General features: G+C 61.9%; 17 protein-coding genes and 1 riboswitch. Of the genes, 5 read left to right on the top strand and 12 right to left on the bottom strand.

Going from position 1 to position 15,235, the window contains the following annotated elements; genetic code table 11:
• Nucleotides 1-50 precede the first annotated feature (50 nt).
• The 4 genes from VCK47_RS16980 to VCK47_RS16965 form a co-directional block, all read right to left on the bottom strand.
• On the bottom strand, nt 51-2,738 hold the full coding sequence (locus VCK47_RS16980; protein WP_322891310.1) for an ATP-binding protein: 2,688 nt from the start codon (nt 2,736-2,738) through the stop codon (nt 51-53).
• Nucleotides 2,738-3,007 (bottom strand): hypothetical protein, encoded by a 270-nt coding sequence (locus tag VCK47_RS16975; protein ID WP_322891311.1) that lies wholly within the window; start codon nt 3,005-3,007, stop codon nt 2,738-2,740. Before VCK47_RS16975 ends, VCK47_RS16980 begins: the two co-directional genes overlap by 1 nt.
• On the bottom strand, nt 3,004-3,372 hold the full coding sequence (locus tag VCK47_RS16970; RefSeq protein ID WP_322891312.1) for a response regulator: 369 nt from the start codon (nt 3,370-3,372) through the stop codon (nt 3,004-3,006). The genes VCK47_RS16975 and VCK47_RS16970 overlap by 4 nt, the downstream gene beginning before the upstream one ends.
• 79 nt (nt 3,373-3,451) lie before the next feature.
• Entirely contained in the window at nt 3,452-4,750 is a 1,299-nt protein-coding gene (locus VCK47_RS16965; RefSeq protein ID WP_322891313.1) for a helix-turn-helix domain-containing protein, read from the bottom strand.
• A gap of 201 nt (nt 4,751-4,951) precedes the next feature.
• Between VCK47_RS16965 and VCK47_RS16960 the strand changes: the two genes are divergently transcribed.
• From VCK47_RS16960 to aat, 4 genes are all read left to right on the top strand, one after another.
• Entirely contained in the window at nt 4,952-5,269 is a 318-nt protein-coding gene (locus VCK47_RS16960; protein ID WP_322891314.1) for a hypothetical protein, read from the top strand.
• Between the two features lie 133 nt (nt 5,270-5,402).
• On the top strand, nt 5,403-5,888 hold the full coding sequence (gene accB / locus VCK47_RS16955) for an acetyl-CoA carboxylase biotin carboxyl carrier protein (RefSeq protein ID WP_322891315.1): 486 nt from the start codon (nt 5,403-5,405) through the stop codon (nt 5,886-5,888).
• Between the two features lie 8 nt (nt 5,889-5,896).
• Nucleotides 5,897-7,243 carry an acetyl-CoA carboxylase biotin carboxylase subunit gene (gene accC, locus VCK47_RS16950; protein ID WP_322891316.1) on the top strand — a complete coding sequence of 449 codons (1,347 nt, stop codon included), beginning with the start codon at nt 5,897-5,899 and terminating at the stop codon, nt 7,241-7,243.
• Between the two features lie 2 nt (nt 7,244-7,245).
• Nucleotides 7,246-7,890 (top strand): leucyl/phenylalanyl-tRNA--protein transferase, encoded by a 645-nt coding sequence (aat, locus tag VCK47_RS16945; RefSeq protein WP_322891317.1) that lies wholly within the window; start codon nt 7,246-7,248, stop codon nt 7,888-7,890.
• Here aat and VCK47_RS16940 read toward each other — a convergent pair.
• From VCK47_RS16940 to metZ, 8 genes are all read right to left on the bottom strand, one after another.
• On the bottom strand, nt 7,818-8,213 hold the full coding sequence (locus VCK47_RS16940; RefSeq protein ID WP_322891318.1) for a DUF2155 domain-containing protein: 396 nt from the start codon (nt 8,211-8,213) through the stop codon (nt 7,818-7,820). The genes aat and VCK47_RS16940 overlap by 73 nt on opposite strands.
• A gap of 14 nt (nt 8,214-8,227) precedes the next feature.
• The gene (locus VCK47_RS16935) at nt 8,228-8,611 is read right to left on the bottom strand and encodes an NADH:ubiquinone oxidoreductase subunit NDUFA12 (RefSeq protein WP_322891319.1); all 384 of its coding nucleotides are present in this window, start codon (nt 8,609-8,611) and stop codon (nt 8,228-8,230) included.
• Nucleotides 8,612-8,671: 60 nt separating this feature from the next.
• Entirely contained in the window at nt 8,672-9,055 is a 384-nt protein-coding gene (locus VCK47_RS16930; protein WP_322891320.1) for a RidA family protein, read from the bottom strand.
• A gap of 4 nt (nt 9,056-9,059) precedes the next feature.
• A complete protein-coding gene (gene clpX, locus VCK47_RS16925; RefSeq protein WP_322891321.1) occupies nt 9,060-10,325 on the bottom strand; it encodes an ATP-dependent Clp protease ATP-binding subunit ClpX in 1,266 nt (421 codons plus the stop codon).
• Nucleotides 10,326-10,463: 138 nt separating this feature from the next.
• Entirely contained in the window at nt 10,464-11,084 is a 621-nt protein-coding gene (locus VCK47_RS16920; protein WP_322891697.1) for an ATP-dependent Clp protease proteolytic subunit, read from the bottom strand.
• A gap of 117 nt (nt 11,085-11,201) precedes the next feature.
• Nucleotides 11,202-12,302 (bottom strand): GTP cyclohydrolase FolE2, encoded by a 1,101-nt coding sequence (gene folE2, locus VCK47_RS16915; protein ID WP_322891322.1) that lies wholly within the window; start codon nt 12,300-12,302, stop codon nt 11,202-11,204.
• Between the two features lie 162 nt (nt 12,303-12,464).
• Nucleotides 12,465-13,472 (bottom strand): ATP-grasp fold amidoligase family protein, encoded by a 1,008-nt coding sequence (locus VCK47_RS16910; RefSeq protein ID WP_322891323.1) that lies wholly within the window; start codon nt 13,470-13,472, stop codon nt 12,465-12,467.
• A 9-nt stretch (nt 13,473-13,481) separates the two neighbouring features.
• Nucleotides 13,482-14,651 carry an O-succinylhomoserine sulfhydrylase gene (gene metZ / locus VCK47_RS16905; protein WP_322891324.1) on the bottom strand — a complete coding sequence of 390 codons (1,170 nt, stop codon included), beginning with the start codon at nt 14,649-14,651 and terminating at the stop codon, nt 13,482-13,484.
• 56 nt (nt 14,652-14,707) lie between these two features.
• Nucleotides 14,708-14,785, bottom strand: a riboswitch (SAM riboswitch).
• Nucleotides 14,786-14,902: 117 nt separating this feature from the next.
• Here metZ and VCK47_RS16900 point away from each other — a divergent pair.
• Complete coding sequence (locus VCK47_RS16900; protein WP_322891325.1) at nt 14,903-15,232, top strand: PilZ domain-containing protein; 330 nt, start codon at nt 14,903-14,905, stop codon at nt 15,230-15,232.
• Nucleotides 15,233-15,235: the final 3 nt, after the last annotated feature.

The raw sequence follows: 15,235 nt of genomic DNA, 5'->3' as shown, positions 1-15,235 counted from the left end.
CGCCTGCCTTGGGTCTGCCCCTAGATAGGCCGCCAGACGTTACTTTTCCGCTAAGATGCAACCGGTTCGGACACCATGGGCAGGGTCACACGAAATGCCGTGCCGGAGGTGCCGCGCAGATAGGTGATATCGCCTTGCAGGCGGTGCATGATCTCGCGGCAGATGGCAAGGCCAAGGCCCGCGCCTCCAGCTTTCGATTCGTCGGCAAGGCGCGAGAATTTCTCGAAGATCAGTTCCTGATTCTGCGCCGCAATCCCGATACCGTTGTCCAGAAAATCGATCCGATGCTGGCCTTTTGCACGGCTGACGCGGATCGTCAGCGCGGGGGTCTTGGCGTCGCAATACTTTGCCGCGTTGGAAATGAGGTTGATGAATACCTGCACCAGCCGGTCAAGATCGGCATTGATCTCGATATCCTCGGCGTCGCGGTCACGGTGGATGATCAGGTTGCGCTCGTGCAGACCGGCCGCCGCAATGGCCCGGTCAAGCAGCGCCGACAGCCGCCCCGATTGCGGGCGGAGCACGACCTGCCCGTTTTCCAGCACCGACAGGTCCAAGAGATCATCCAGCAACCGCGACAAGCGGATCGATTCGTCCAGAATGATCCCCGCATAGCGGTTACGATCCTCGGCAGAGAGATCATCGTCGCGCAAGATTTCCGAAAACGACCGGATCGAGGTCATCGGCGTGCGCAATTCATGGCTGATCTGGCTCAGAAACGCGTCTTTCTGGATCGACAGCGCCGTCAGCTTGGCATTGGCGTCGCGCAGGGCGCGCGCGGTCGCTTCCTGTTCGGCGGATTTCGCCTCGAGCCGGTTGGAATATTCAAGGATCTGCGCCGCCTCGTCGGCCACGGCGATCAGGTCCTCGACCGACACCCCGCTGCCCCCCGTCAACTGCCCGATCATCGCATGGGCGGTCGCGGCCCCCACGGACCCGCCCAGTTCGCGTTCCAGCCGCGCGATGAAATCGGGTGTGGCTTTTGGCAACTGGCCGGGCGTGCCCTGGCGCGTGGCTTCGCGAGCAAAAATGCGCTGTGCCTCGGTCCGGCCGATGATGCGCTGGGACATCAAGAGCAGATCCTCGGCATCGGCCACAGGGCGCGACCATGTGCGCGTGCCGGTGGAATGGTCAAAGACATTGACGAATTGCGCGCCTTGCAGCCGTTCGAGCGGCGAAGGGAAGGTCACCAGCGACACGCCGATAAAGGCCGCGCTGTTCAGCAACATCGACCACAGGATACCATGCACCAGCGGATCGATCCCGCCGATCCCGAACAGGGCTTCAGGGCGCAGCCAGCCGATCCCGAAGGGTCCTTGGGCAAAGACAGCAGCAGGAATGACCGCCCCCGGGCCAAAGCTTGGCAGGAACATCGTCCAGAGCCAGACGACCAGCCCCGTCAGCAGACCCGCCGCCGCCGCAGGCCGCGTGGCCCCGCGCCAGAAGATCCCGCCGATCAGCGCGGGCAGCACCTGCACCGATCCGGCAAAAGAAATCAGCCCGATCGCCGCCAGCGCCGTCCCCCCGCCAGACAGGCGGTAATAGACGAACCCCAGCGCCAGCACCCCTGCGATCGACAGCCGCCGCGCCAGCAGCGTCAGCTGGCGCACATCACCCGACATCGCCCCGCGCTGGTCGTCCTGCAGCGCAAACCACAAAGGCACGACAATATGGTTGGACACCATCGTGGCCAGCGCGATGGTCGCGACGATCACCATGGATGTGGCGGACGAAAAGCCACCCAGAAAAGACAACATTGCCAGACTGTTGGCGCCCTGACTTAAAGGAATCGTCAGCACGAAAAGATCAGGGTTGCTGCCTGCGGGCATCATGTCGAGCCCCACCACGGCGATGGGCACGACAAACAGGCTCATCGCGAACAGATAGGCCGGAAACGCCCAACTGGCCATGCGCAGATGGGCTTCGTCGTCGTTTTCCACCACCATGACCTGAAACATCCGCGGCAGGCAGATGAAGGCCGCCGCCGATACGAAAATCAGCCCGAACCACCGGCTTGCATCCTGATCCCAAAGGTCAAGGTCGGCGGCGTCGATCCGCGCCATCATCTGCACAGGCCCACCGCCCAGCCCCCAGACAACGAACACACCGACCGCGATTAGCGCAAACAGCTTGACCACCGCCTCGACCGCGATGGCCATGACGATCCCGTGGTGGCGCTCATTGGCATCCAGATTGCGGGTGCCGAACAGGATGGTAAAAACCGCAAGCCCCGCCGCAAACCACATCGCCGCGCGCGCGAAATCGCCATCGGTCCAGGCTGCGCCTTCGTTCTCGGCGAAAACGGCCAGTGACAGTGTGACCGACTGGATCTGTAGCGCGATGTAAGGCGTGGCAGCGACAACCGCGATCAGCGTGACCAGCGCGCCCAGCCTGCGCGACTTGCCAAAGCGCGACGAGATCAGGTCGGCGATCGACGTGATCCGTTGCGCCCGCCCGATCCGCACCAGCCGCCGCAAGATCCACCACCAGCCCACCATCACCAGCGTCGGGCCCAGATAGATCGTCACGAATTCCAGCCCGGAACGCGCCGCATAGCCGACCGCGCCGTAAAACGTCCATGCCGTGCAATAGATGCTAAGCGAAAGCGTGTAGATGACAGGCGAGCGCAGCCAGTTCCCCTTGCCTGCCGCCGCACGCCGTTCGGCCAGAAACGCCACCCAGAACAGCGCCGCCACATAGCTCAGCGCGACAAGGATCAGGATATTGAAGGAAACCATCAGCGCCGCGCGTCGTCGGATGGCTGGTCTGTATCAGGCAAGAGCCGCGACAGCACTGCCGACAGCACGATCAAGACCAGCCAGATCACAAAGATATAAACGACCATCCCCGCTTGCGACGGTGCATCCGGCCCGTCGGACGCCCACAAAAGCGGGATCAGCCACAACACCGCCCCCAAAAGCGGCAGAAACCGTGCCGCATCGCCCAGCCGCCGCTGCCGGTAACTGGCCCGTTCCAGAAACACCGGCAGTTTTGCGGGCGGTTTCATGCGTCCATCATGGCGCGGACATAGTCGCGCATGGCGCTGTTGGAAAAGGGCTTTGTCATGAAATGGTTGGCCCCCAGCCGCAGCGCAAGGTCGCGGTCCTTGTCCTGCCCGCGCGCGGTCAGCATCATCACGGGAATATCGCGGGTTACATCCGTGCTGCGCAATTCGCGCAGGATCTCGAAACCGCTGCGCCCGGGCAGCATCACATCAAGGATGATCATGTCCGGCGGCAACGCCAGAACCTTGGCCATGGCGGTCTGGCCGTCCTGATGCGTGTGCACAGTCCAGCCGTCGCGCGACAGGATGAATCCGATCGCTTCGATGATGTTCGGCTCATCCTCGATCAGAAGGACGCGTTTGCCCATCTCATCGCCTCCCCATATTTCACCACGCTGACGCGCAGCCTCCCCTTGGCGCCGACTATCACCCTTTCGGTGCAGGCTGTCAAAGCGCAGTTGCCGTCCCGATGATCGCAGGCTCGCGGCGGCTGGGGCAGGCGCTGCGCGGACAGATGCGGCAGGTGATCCCGACCGGCACGGGGGTGGCCGTATCCTGCGCCATGTCGGGCAGCACCAGCATGGTGCTGCGCAGCACGGGGGGCACGTCGAAATGATGCACAGCAATCGGCACCGCGATGGCATAGCACAGCAGGCGTTGCGCCGCAGGGCCCGGCAGGATCGCCTCGGCGCGCAGCGGCTGGCTGGGGCGGCTCAGCGCGCCGAACAGCGGCCAGAGCGGGCAGGCCCCGCCAGTCATAGGCAGCGCAAAGCCCGGCACAGGTTTAAGATAGACCACCGCCCCCGCCGCATCGCAGACGGCAAGGCCCATCGGCGGATGGCCTGCATCCGGTGGCAGACAGGACAGCCGCCGCAGGACCGTGGCGAAATCGACACCACATTGCGCGGCAAGCAGTGCGGGGTCGTAGCCACACCCGACAGCGGCCTTTTCGAACGCCGCCAGCGGCAAAGCGCGCGCATCTTGGGCATATTGCCGACATATGCCTGCCAGCAAACCCGCCGCCACCCCCGTCAGCCCCGCAAGTGCGACGATATCGTCAGGGCTGGCCGTGCCGCCCTCAAGACCCGGCAGGTGATAGCCGTTCTGCGCCAGAAAGGCATCGACCTGCCCCATCGGCGTCTCGGACGACAGGTTAGCATCGGCGGGCGCATCCAGATAGGCGACCAGCGCTTCGCTGCTTTTACCAAGCCGCAGGCTGTCGGTGTGGATGTTTTCGTGGAAACGGCGCTGCCAGTCGGCGTCGATCTGTTCCTGACTGACAAGGATCGCGGCGGTCGATCGGATCGCGGTCACTGCTGAGATCACATCATGCAGGGCCGTGGCCAGAAACGGGTCATGTGCCATGCGGTCGGTCAGGGCGCCCACGCGTTCCTCCAGCGCCGCCATCCGGCGCGCCTGCACCGCGATCAACCCCGCCCAGCCCGGAAACCGCGCGACGAATTCTTCCGCGCGCGCCACCTCGGCCTTGTCACCGGCAAGGGTCGCGGCACTGTGCAGCTGGTCCAGCAGGTCGCGGTCCGCACCACCCGCAAGGCCGGAGGGATCAACCCCCAGCGCGCGCGCCAGATCGGCCAGAAGCTTGCCCCCGATCGGGCGGCGGTTGTGTTCGATCAGGTTCAGATAGGACGGCGATATACCCACGGCCTGCGCCACTGCAGCCTGCCGCAGGCCCAGATCAAGCCGCTTTTCGCGAATCCGTGTGCCGGTCATGCGGTGTGTGGTCATCTGGTTCCCGAAGCGCTGCTGTTGCCGCAATCTGGAACGGCGCCGTTTCTTTTACAAGATTTACATGCTTCGGTCACACATTGACAAAAGCTGGGAAGGCATTGCCTAAAATGCATCGCATTTCATCCGGCGGGCTTAACCTTTTGGTGACCTTCAAAGCGGATTCTGATGGTGACAGTTTTTCATTGATGGATGATCGCCATGGACCCGTCACTGCATCTGACGCCCACATCACCTGCCGCAATGCCCTATGCCGCCCAAGCCCGGCAGCTTCCCGATACGATGGTCGCGCCGGTCAGATCGGCACAGGCACCGGCCACCTTGCCACCCGAACGCCCGTTTGTGGCACAGGCGGTGGCAGCACGTTTGCAGGATGGTGGCTTTGCCGAAGACCCCGCCGAAATCCTGCCCGACGACCGCGTCCTGCGGCCCTATGGCATGCCCATGTTGCCTGCCGACAAGCCCGAAGACGACAGCACCGCCCTGCCCTTGCCCGAAACGAAACCGCAGGAATTGTAGGTCGTTGACGCTAGGTTGCGCATTTTGCGCCTCTGCCGCTTCCCACCATGGTCCGCTTACCCTATAAGCGGACAGGATGTGAAAAGCCCGCAACAAGCGGGTCACGAACGATGGGCAACGGGCCGAGGAACAGATGAGCAATAAAACCTCCCACGATAGCGACGTCAGCTTTATCCAGGCGCTGGCCGAATTGCTGCGCCAGAACGATCTGACAGAATTGCAGGTCAAGCGGGACTACGGCGAAAACGACAGCCTGAACGTGCGCGTCAGCCGCCACACCCAGACCATGGTACAGGCCAGCGCGCCCGCCGCAGCACCGTTGACTGCTGCACCTGCCGCCGCCGCGGCACCCGCCGCCAGCGCAAATACCGACCCCGCCAGCCATCCGGGTGCTGTGACATCGCCGATGGTAGGCACCGTTTACATGGCGCCAGAACCGGCTGCGGCACCTTTTGTGACCATCGGCCAGACCGTGCGCGAAGGTGACACGATCCTGATCATCGAAGCGATGAAAACGATGAACCACATCCCCGCCCCGCGCGCAGGGACCATCAGACGCATTCTCGTCGAAGACGGTGGTGCGGTCGAATTCGGCGCACCTCTTGTCATCATCGAATAGAGGCTGCGATGTTTGAAAAAATCCTGATTGCGAACCGGGGCGAAATCGCCCTGCGTGTCGTACGCGCCTGCCGCGAAATGGGCGTGAAATCCGTGGCGGTGCATTCCACCGCCGACAGCGACGCGATGCATGTGCGCATGGCCGACGAGGCGATCTGCATCGGCCCCCCGTCTTCGGCGCAAAGCTATCTGTCGTTTCCGGCGATCATCTCGGCCTGTGAGATCACCGGCGCGCAGGCGATCCACCCCGGTTACGGCTTTTTGTCGGAAAACGCGGCCTTTGTGCAGGCGGTCGAAGACCACGGCCTGACCTTCATCGGCCCCACCGCCGAACATATCCGCATCATGGGTGACAAGATCACCGCCAAGGACACGATGAAGGCACTTGGCGTGCCTTGCGTGCCCGGATCGGACGGTGGCGTACCGACGCTGAAAGATGCCCAACGCATCGGCGAAGAGGTCGGCTATCCCGTCATCATCAAGGCCACGGCCGGTGGCGGCGGGCGCGGCATGAAAGTGGCGCAGACCGCCGCTGACATGGAAAAAGCCTTTCATTCCGCACGCTCCGAGGCGAAAGCCGCCTTTGGCAATGACGAAGTCTATATCGAGAAATACCTGACCACGCCGCGCCATATCGAGATTCAGGTGTTCGGCGATGGCAAGGGCAATGCTGTACACTTGGGCGAGCGTGACTGTTCGCTGCAACGCCGCCACCAGAAAGTGTTCGAGGAAGCCCCAGGTCCCGTCATCACCCCCGAATTGCGCGCGCGCATCGGCAAGGTCTGTGCGGATGCCGTTGCCAAGATCAACTATATCGGCGCGGGCACGATCGAATTCCTCTTCGAGAACGACGAATTCTATTTCATCGAGATGAACACCCGCCTGCAGGTCGAACATCCCGTGACCGAGGCGATCTTTGGCGTCGATCTGGTGCGCGAACAGCTGCGCGTGGCCTCCGGTCTGCCGATGTCGTTCACGCAAGACGATCTGAAGATCAACGGCCATGCCATCGAGGTGCGGATCAACGCCGAAAAGCTGCCGAATTTCGCACCCTGCCCCGGCACGATCACGCAATACCATGCACCCGGGGGCTTGGGCGTGCGAATGGACAGCGCGCTTTATGACGGCTATCGCATTCCGCCCTATTACGACAGCCTGATCGGCAAGCTGATCGTGCATGGCCGCGACCGGCCAGAGGCGCTGGCGCGTCTGGGGCGTGCCTTGGGCGAATTGATCGTCGATGGCGTGGACACGACCATCCCATTGTTCCATGCGCTGCTGGCCGAACCCGCAGTGCAGTCGGGGGATTACAACATCCACTGGCTGGAACACTGGCTGGAAACCCACCTGTCCTGACCGTGCGGGACACGGACATTCCCCTGACGCCAGCGCTTGTGCTGCAAGCCTATCGTCTGGGGGTGTTCCCGATGTCCGAAAGCCGCGACGACCCCGATATTTTCTGGGTCGATCCGCGGTTGCGCGGGGTTTTTCCTCTGGACCGGTTCCGCATCAGCCGTAGCCTTGCGCGCACGATCCGGCGTGGCACGTTCCGGGTCACGATCGATACCGCCTTTGCCGATGTGGTCGATGGCTGCGCCGACCGGCCCGAGACATGGATCAACCCCACCATCCGCGAGATCTATATCGCCCTGCACGACCAAGGCCACGCCCATGCGGTCGAGGTCTGGCAGGACGACAGGCTGGTGGGCGGAGTCTACGGCATCTGCATCGGCGCTGCGTTCTTTGGCGAAAGCATGTTCAGCCGTGCAACGGATGCGTCAAAAGTGGCGCTGGCCTATCTGGTCGACATGCTGCGCCAAGGCGGATTTATGCTGTTCGACACGCAATTCCTGACGCCGCATCTGGCCAGCCTTGGCGCGGTGGAAATCCCGCGCGCGCAGTATCACAGGCAGTTGGCAGCGGCGGTCGCTCAATCCGCCTCGTTTTCGGTGGCGGTGCCTTCGTCCGACGATGTCCTGCACCGTAACAGCCAGACATCATAGCGCGGGTGGTCCAGCGCATTCAGCGCAGGCGACGACGCCAGCATCCAGCCCGCAAAAATCGGTGTCACGCCATCGCGAAAGTGGATCACCAGCCGCGCATAGCCTTCGGCCGCCACATTGTCGGACGGATAACGGCAATCGCCCAGCATGACCGACAAGGCGCCAACGCTTTCGGTCTGGCCATTCGCCAGCGCAAGGTCCGTGACCACCCCCGTCAGCTTGTCCAGCACGCGGATTTCGCCACCGATCCCCGACACGATCTCTTGTGCGGCGACGGGGGCCGCCAGCAACAGACAAAGACTGGTCGCAAACTGACGTATCACGTCCTGGCCCTGCCCTATTCCGGCGTCCAGGCTTCGTAATCCTTGCGATCAGCGGGGACCACGCGCCGGATCGATCCGGCGGGCGCATAAGCCGCCATCGTTCCGGTCAGGTTCGGCTGGTGCGGCTTTTCCCAAGCCTTGCGCGGCAAAGGCGCCTCGGTCGGCGGCTCGTCCCATGTGTGGTGCAGCCAGCCATGCCATTCGGGGCTGACCCGCGACCCTTCGATCTCGCCGTTATAGATCACCCAGCGGCGGCTGTCGTCGGCGTTGCGGTAATAGATATTGCCCTGCGCATCTTCACCGACGCGCAACCCCTTGCGGGATGTCCACAATTGGGTGCCATAGGTCTGGCCGTCCCACCATGTAAAGATGCGTTTGATAGAGTGACCAAGGCCCATGTTGCGTCTCCGCTGAAGTTGCCTTGTCATGCACCATCAGGGCGCGAAGGTCCAGACCTGTCAGGCCGGAACGCGGGCCGTGACTTCGATCTCGATCTTCATGGCGGGATCCTGCAGACCCGCCGATATCATGGTGGCAGCGGGCCGCGCAGAGGCAAAGGCAGCCGCAACAATCGGCCAGCATGCGGGCCATTCGGCGGCGTCAGGCACAATGTATGTCACGCGCACCACATCATCGAGCGTGCACCCCGCATCACCCAAGGCAGACGCGATCGTCGCCAGCGTGTTGCGGCACTGGTCGGTGATCGTGTCCGGCATTGTCATGGTGGCATAATCATAGCCGGTCGTTCCGGCGACAAAGACCCAGCCGTCCACGACAACTGCACGGCTATAGCCAATCTGCGCCTCGAAAGGGGAACCGGTGCTGATGTGCCGCCGCGACAACGGCTTAGCCTGCTGTCGCGGATTCTTTTTTCTTCACATCGTCGTGGATCATCAAAGGGGCCACGTCGGAATTGACCGCCTCTTCGTTCACGACGACTTCGGTCACGGTGTCCATGCCAGGCAGGTCGAACATCGTGTCGAGCAGGATGCCTTCCATGATCGACCGCAGGCCGCGCGCGCCGGTCTTGCGTTTGATCGCGCGTTTGGCGATGGCGGTCAGGGCGTCATCGGTGAAGGTCAGCTTGGTGTTTTCCAGTTCGAACAGGCGCTGGTATTGCTTGACCAGCGCATTCTTGGGCTTGGTCAGGATGGTAATCAGCGCATCTTCGTCCAGATCGGTCAGCGTGGCGATGACAGGCAGACGGCCGACGAATTCGGGGATCAGGCCGAATTTCAGAAGATCCTCGGGTTCGAGATCCTGAAAGACCTCACCTATGCCGCGTTCATCCACGTCTTTGACGTCCGCACCAAAGCCCATGCCGGAGCCTTTGCTGCGCCGCGCGATGATCTTGTCGAGACCGGCAAAGGCCCCGCCACAGATGAACAGGATATTGGTCGTGTCCACCTGCAGGAATTCCTGCTGCGGATGCTTGCGCCCGCCCTGCGGGGGCACGGAGGCAACGGTGCCTTCCATGATTTTGAGCAGCGCCTGCTGCACGCCTTCACCCGATACATCGCGGGTGATGCTGGGGTTGTCGGACTTGCGGGTGATCTTGTCGACCTCGTCGATATAGACGATGCCGCGCTGCGCGCGTTCGACGTTGTATTCCGACGCTTGCAGCAATTTCAGGATGATATTTTCGACGTCTTCACCGACATAACCGGCCTCGGTCAGGGTGGTGGCATCGGCCATCGTGAACGGCACGTCCAGAATGCGCGCCAGCGTCTGCGCCAGCAATGTCTTGCCGCAACCGGTCGGCCCGATCAGCATGATGTTGGATTTCGACAATTCGATGTCGGATTTGTCGGCGTGGTTCAGACGCTTGTAATGGTTGTGGACAGCGACAGACAGCACACGTTTCGCGTGCACCTGTCCGATCACGTAATCGTCCAGTACGGCGCAGATATCGGCCGGTGTAGGCACACCTTCACCTGATTTGAGCCCCGAAGCCTTGGTTTCTTCGCGGATGATATCCATGCAAAGTTCGACGCATTCATCACAGATGAACACTGTCGGCCCGGCGATCAGCTTGCGCACCTCATGCTGGCTTTTGCCGCAAAAACTGCAGTAAAGCGTATTCTTGCTGTCGTTTCCGGTCGTCGTCGCCATATCAACCCTCTTGGCCTCTTGGCCCGTAAAACATGAACGGGCTGCCCTGCGTTCAACACTAGGACAGCCCGCCAAGGTCTACAATGTCAAAATGACCTGCGCGGCGGTCACTTTTTCACTGTGGTGAATGCCGCAAAATCACTCGGACGATTTTTCACGGTTCACAACGATCTCGTCGATCAGGCCCCAGTCCTTGGCCTCTTCGGGCGACATGAAATTGTCCCGCTCCAAGGCGGATTCGACCTTTTTCAGCGGCTGGCCGGTGTGTTTGACATAGATTTCGTTCAGCCGCGTCTTGAGCTTTTGGGTCTCGGCGGCGTGGATCATGATGTCGGTCGCCTGCCCCTGATACCCGCCCGACGGCTGGTGGACCATCACACGGCTGTTGGGCAGCGAAAAGCGCATGCCGGGATGCCCGGCCGTCAACAAGAGCGACCCCATGGACGCCGCCTGCCCGATCACCAGCGTGCTGACCTTTGGCTTGATGTATTGCATCGTGTCATAGATCGACAGGCCCGAGGTCACGACACCACCGGGGCTGTTGATATACATGCTGATTTCCTTCTTCGGGTTCTCCGATTCCAGATGCAGCAACTGGGCCACGACCAGCTGGCTCATCCCGTCATGGACAGGGCCGTTGAGAAAGATGATCCGTTCCTTCAGCAGGCGCGAAAAGATGTCATAGGCGCGTTCGCCGCGTGCGGTCTGTTCGACCACCATAGGCACAAGGTTCATGTAGGTGTTGATCGGGTCTTGCATGGTCATGCCTCTCTGCTGGACGATTGTCCGACTTCATCATTCCGCCCGACACTATGCGCGCAGGCGGGGGGCTTCAAGGGCTGGTGGTAAGGTGGGTCAAGACCCACCCCACGCGCGTCAACCGACGTGGAAGAGCGAGGCGAAAAGCCGTGGATCAAGGCTTTCGGCGGCAAAGGTCGCACCTTCGGTCAGCACCGACACGGCGTCATGGCTGTGCAGGCTTTCCTGATGGCTGGCGATCACGCGGAAGTCGGACACGCGCGGTTCCAGTTGCAGCTGTTCGGCGAACAGGCGCGCCGCATCCTCGACAAAGATCGGATTGGCCGCGTTGAGTTCGGCAAAAGCCTGTTCATCCTCGCGCTTGACCATGACCTGCGTCTCGGTCGGCACGGCGGCACGGGCGCGTTCGATCAAGTCCTCGAACCACAGGCAAGGCCCGTCCTCGACCAACACCGAAATCCGCGCGACCGAGCGCTGCGAATGCGGTGTGGCTAATTGCCCGCGAAACTGTCGGGCATGTTCGGACAGTTCCAGCGAACAGGGGCAAGTCGAGGAATAGACGTAATCCAGATGCACGATCTTCTTACGCACGCCCGCACTTTCCACCAGTTCCAGCGCGATGTTGTAATACTGGTAGCCTTCCAGCCCCGACCGCAGGCTTTGCACCTTCATCGGAAAGCTGAACCGCATCTGGATGCGTGCATCAAAACTATCCAGATCGGATTTATAGGCATCCAGCGCACGCTCGATCACTTCAAAGCTGAAGGTTTCCTCGGCGTGCTTGTAAAATGTCCGCATGATGCGGGACATATTGATGCCCTTCTTTTCCGCCTCGAGCGACACGGTGCCGGTCACGGAAGTTTCCAGCGTCAGATCGCCGTTGTCGCGGGTGCGGAACCTTATCGGCAGACGGAAGTTTGAAATGCCGACATGCTGGATCTGCCGTTTGGCACCACGGATCAGGCTGGACGGGCCGTTCTGCAGGTCGGGCATGGAGGCTTTGTAGGCCTCGTCCACCGCGAAATCCTCTGGGTAGGCGCGGGCAAGGGCGGGATAGTTCGACACTTCCTGTCCGGGGATCAGACGTGACACCAAAGGGTCGAGCGTCGCCACTTCTTCGGGGGTGACATCACCTGCCCAGCGCCGCAAAAGCGCAAGCGCTGCCTCGGCGTCAGAGCGCGTTGGCTGACGGTCCATGTCGCGTGCGTGGATATTCATATTTAGACCCTCTTGTGGTGCATCCGCCTTGCGAAGATGGCGCGGCTGCGCCGCATGTCCAGACATGCTGCGATAGAAACGTAACAATTCGGCGCGCAGGTCGGTCATCGCTGTGTTGTCCCTTTTGGCAAAGGCACGACAACCGTGCGCTCAGGATCGCGCCTATCCTGCGGGAATTGCGGGCGGGTTGCCAGCGGTTCTGACGCCCCTGTCCGCGCTGTCCAGTTTGCGGCGCAAGGCCGCGGCATATCGTCCACGCCAGCCTGGCTGCGGTGTTGTCAGAAACCAGCTGCGCCGCAGGTCCCATGACCGGTTGAGGTAATCGTCCACCTTGTCCCCGTTCAGCGGGACACGTCCTGCGATGTTATAGACGGTCAGCTCCCCCAGATAAACGTCATCCCCGTCTACCAAGGTATCCACCCGCATATGGTCAAAGAGCGCGCCGATCTCTGCAGCCAGCGCCAGCCCCTTGAACACCACATCGGGCAAAGGCGACGGGTCGATGATCTTGCTGATGACCGTCGGCTGGTTGGACCGGATGAAACTGCCATCCGCCTGCCGCAGCCAGCGCGCAGCCGTCACAGGTGGGCCGGCCCGGCGCAGGACGAATTGTTCGACGACGGCGCCATAGGTGTAATATTTCACCTCCATCAGTTCCGTGCCGGGGCTGATCGCCTGTTCCGCGATCAAGGCGCGCGGCACCTGGCTATAGGCCCATTGCCGCTGCCGTGCACCGTGTTCGCGGGTCACAAAGGCATTGGCGGCGGCGATCACGGCGGCACGGTCCTCGGGCGGGGTCAGCACGGGAATGTTCATCTGGCAACCATGTGTGGCCTTGATGTAGATCGGCTGCTGCCAGAGGTCGTCGGGGATATCATTGGCATCGGTCCCCGACCACAGGGTCTGCGGCATCTTGGCCGCGATCCCCTGCGCTGCGACCCAGTCCTTGGCCGCGAGCTTGTCGGTCACGATGGCAAAGCGCGGGTCGTGGTCAAAGGCCTTGCGCCAGAGGAATTTTTCGTTCGCCAGACGCGGCACCGCGACCCGCACGCGCAACAGCCCGTATTTCATCTGCCGGAACACCAGCCGCAGCCATTCCCGCCGCATCGCGCCGATGATCCAGATGCCGACAGCGAACAAGACGATTTCATCCTTGATCCGCTGTCGCATGTGACACGCCTACCCGCTTATTGCGGCCCGCAGATCGCGCAACAAATCGTCCGCGTCTTCCAAGCCGATGCTGCAGCGTATCAGGCCCAGTGTGATCCCCAAAGCGATCTTTGTCTCCGCATCCAGCCGCTGATGCGTCGTTGTTGCAGGATGGGTGACAATCGACTTTGCATCACCCAGATTGTTCGAGATCGTGAAAATCTCCAGCCGGTTCAGCAAGGCAAAGGCCGCGTCTTTCGATCCGGCATCAATTGCCAGCACCGTGCCGCCCGACCCCATCTGCGCCATCGTCAGCGCGTGTTGGGGATGATCGGGCAGACCGGGGTAGATTACCCGCAGCGTGCCCTCTTCCGCCAGCGCCTCTGCGATATGCTGCGCACTGGCCGCTTGCGCACGCACGCGCAGGTCCATCGTCTCCAGCCCCTTGAGCATCAGCCAGGCGGTAAACGGCGACATCGACCCGCCGGTATGTTTCATAAACGGCTCGACCGTGCCGCGGATGAAATCGCGCGTGCCAAGGATAACACCGCCCAAGGCCCGCCCCTGCCCGTCGATATGTTTGGTCGCGGAATAGATGATGACATCCGCGCCCAGCGCCACCGCGTCCGAGTACACGGGCGTCGAGAACACATTGTCCACCATCACCAGCGCGCCCTGCGCATGGGCCAGATCGGCGACCGCCTTGATATCGACGACTTCCAGCGTCGGGTTCGAGATACTCTCGAAGAACACGACCTTGGTATCAGGCCGGATCGCGGCCTGCCATGCGGCCAGATCGGTGCCGTCAACGAAAGTAACCTCGACCCCGTAGCGCGTCAGGACCTCTTGCAGGATGTAAAGACACGACCCGAACAGAGCGCGCGCGGAAACAACATGATCGCCCGCCTTGAGCATGGAGGTCAGCGCGCCATGCACCGCCGCCATGCCGGAGGCTGTGGCAAAGCCATCTTCAGTTCCTTCAAGGGCGGCGATCCGGTCCTCGAACATCGCCACAGTGGGGTTGCCGTAGCGGGCGTAGATGAATTCGTCGGGACCGGTTTTGATGAACCGCGCCTCGGCAGCTTCGGCGCTGTCATAGACGAAGCCTTGCGTCATGAAGATGGCTTCGCTGACCTCGCCATACTGGCTGCGGCGGATGCCCTGATGCACGGCCTTGGTGCGTTTTTTCCAATCACTCATCTTCTGCCCTCGCGCCACTGCGCATGAAAAAACCCCGACACCGGCAAAGGTATCGGGGTCTGAAACCCGCAACCTTTTTAGCAGAATGTTTAACGTGGCCTGCAATCCGGAGACAAATCACCACAAGATTGCGCATACGCCGCAGCGCGGTCCGCGTCAATGGCGATGCGGCAAGGCACGCCCTGCGCCGGTAACCGTTCGTTAAAACCAACGCGCTAGAATGGAGGCTGACAAGAGACAGAGGTGCTATCATGCAATATCGACCACATCGTTATCCCACGACTTTCCCTGTGGCGTTGCACACCCGTTTCGGGGTGCAACAGGCCCAGGTCAGCGATGTCAACGCGACTGGCGCGCGCCTGACGGGGATCACCGGCATCGCACGCGGCGACAAGGTGCAGATTACCATCCTTCACCAGCGGGTCGATGCCGTCGTCCGTTGGTCGGCGAACGGGACGATGGGCATCGTGTTCCGTCCCGCGCTGACCGACCATCAGGTCGACACCCTGCGCTACCGGCGCGACGCACGCGCGCATTCGGGCCCTGGGCAGGTCGGGTTCCGGTTTGCCGAAATGCGCTGAGCG

Source organism: Yoonia sp. 72 (genome assembly GCF_034652275.1).
In the GTDB taxonomy this organism is placed as follows: Bacteria; Pseudomonadota; Alphaproteobacteria; order Rhodobacterales; family Rhodobacteraceae; genus Yoonia.
The sequence above is the reverse complement of the archived record's forward strand: the minus strand, read 5'-3'. Positions and strand labels throughout refer to the sequence as shown.

Excerpts from the sequence above, each read along its gene's own strand:
- VCK47_RS16980 (WP_322891310.1), bottom strand. The coding sequence starts at position 2,738 with ATGGTTTCCTTCAATATCCTGATCCTTGTCGCGCTGAGCTATGTGGCG.
- VCK47_RS16975 (WP_322891311.1), bottom strand. The coding sequence starts at position 3,007 with ATGAAACCGCCCGCAAAACTGCCGGTGTTTCTGGAACGGGCCAGTTAC.
- VCK47_RS16970 (WP_322891312.1), bottom strand. The coding sequence starts at position 3,372 with ATGGGCAAACGCGTCCTTCTGATCGAGGATGAGCCGAACATCATCGAA.
- VCK47_RS16965 (WP_322891313.1), bottom strand. The coding sequence starts at position 4,750 with ATGACCACACACCGCATGACCGGCACACGGATTCGCGAAAAGCGGCTT.
- VCK47_RS16960 (WP_322891314.1), top strand. The coding sequence starts at position 4,952 with ATGGACCCGTCACTGCATCTGACGCCCACATCACCTGCCGCAATGCCC.
- accB (WP_322891315.1), top strand. The coding sequence starts at position 5,403 with ATGAGCAATAAAACCTCCCACGATAGCGACGTCAGCTTTATCCAGGCG.
- accC (WP_322891316.1), top strand. The coding sequence starts at position 5,897 with ATGTTTGAAAAAATCCTGATTGCGAACCGGGGCGAAATCGCCCTGCGT.
- VCK47_RS16935 (WP_322891319.1), bottom strand. The coding sequence starts at position 8,611 with ATGGGCCTTGGTCACTCTATCAAACGCATCTTTACATGGTGGGACGGC.
- clpX (WP_322891321.1), bottom strand. The coding sequence starts at position 10,325 with ATGGCGACGACGACCGGAAACGACAGCAAGAATACGCTTTACTGCAGT.
- VCK47_RS16920 (WP_322891697.1), bottom strand. The coding sequence starts at position 11,084 with ATGCAAGACCCGATCAACACCTACATGAACCTTGTGCCTATGGTGGTC.
- folE2 (WP_322891322.1), bottom strand. The coding sequence starts at position 12,302 with ATGAATATCCACGCACGCGACATGGACCGTCAGCCAACGCGCTCTGAC.
- VCK47_RS16910 (WP_322891323.1), bottom strand. The coding sequence starts at position 13,472 with ATGCGACAGCGGATCAAGGATGAAATCGTCTTGTTCGCTGTCGGCATC.
- metZ (WP_322891324.1), bottom strand. The coding sequence starts at position 14,651 with ATGAGTGATTGGAAAAAACGCACCAAGGCCGTGCATCAGGGCATCCGC.
- VCK47_RS16900 (WP_322891325.1), top strand. The coding sequence starts at position 14,903 with ATGCAATATCGACCACATCGTTATCCCACGACTTTCCCTGTGGCGTTG.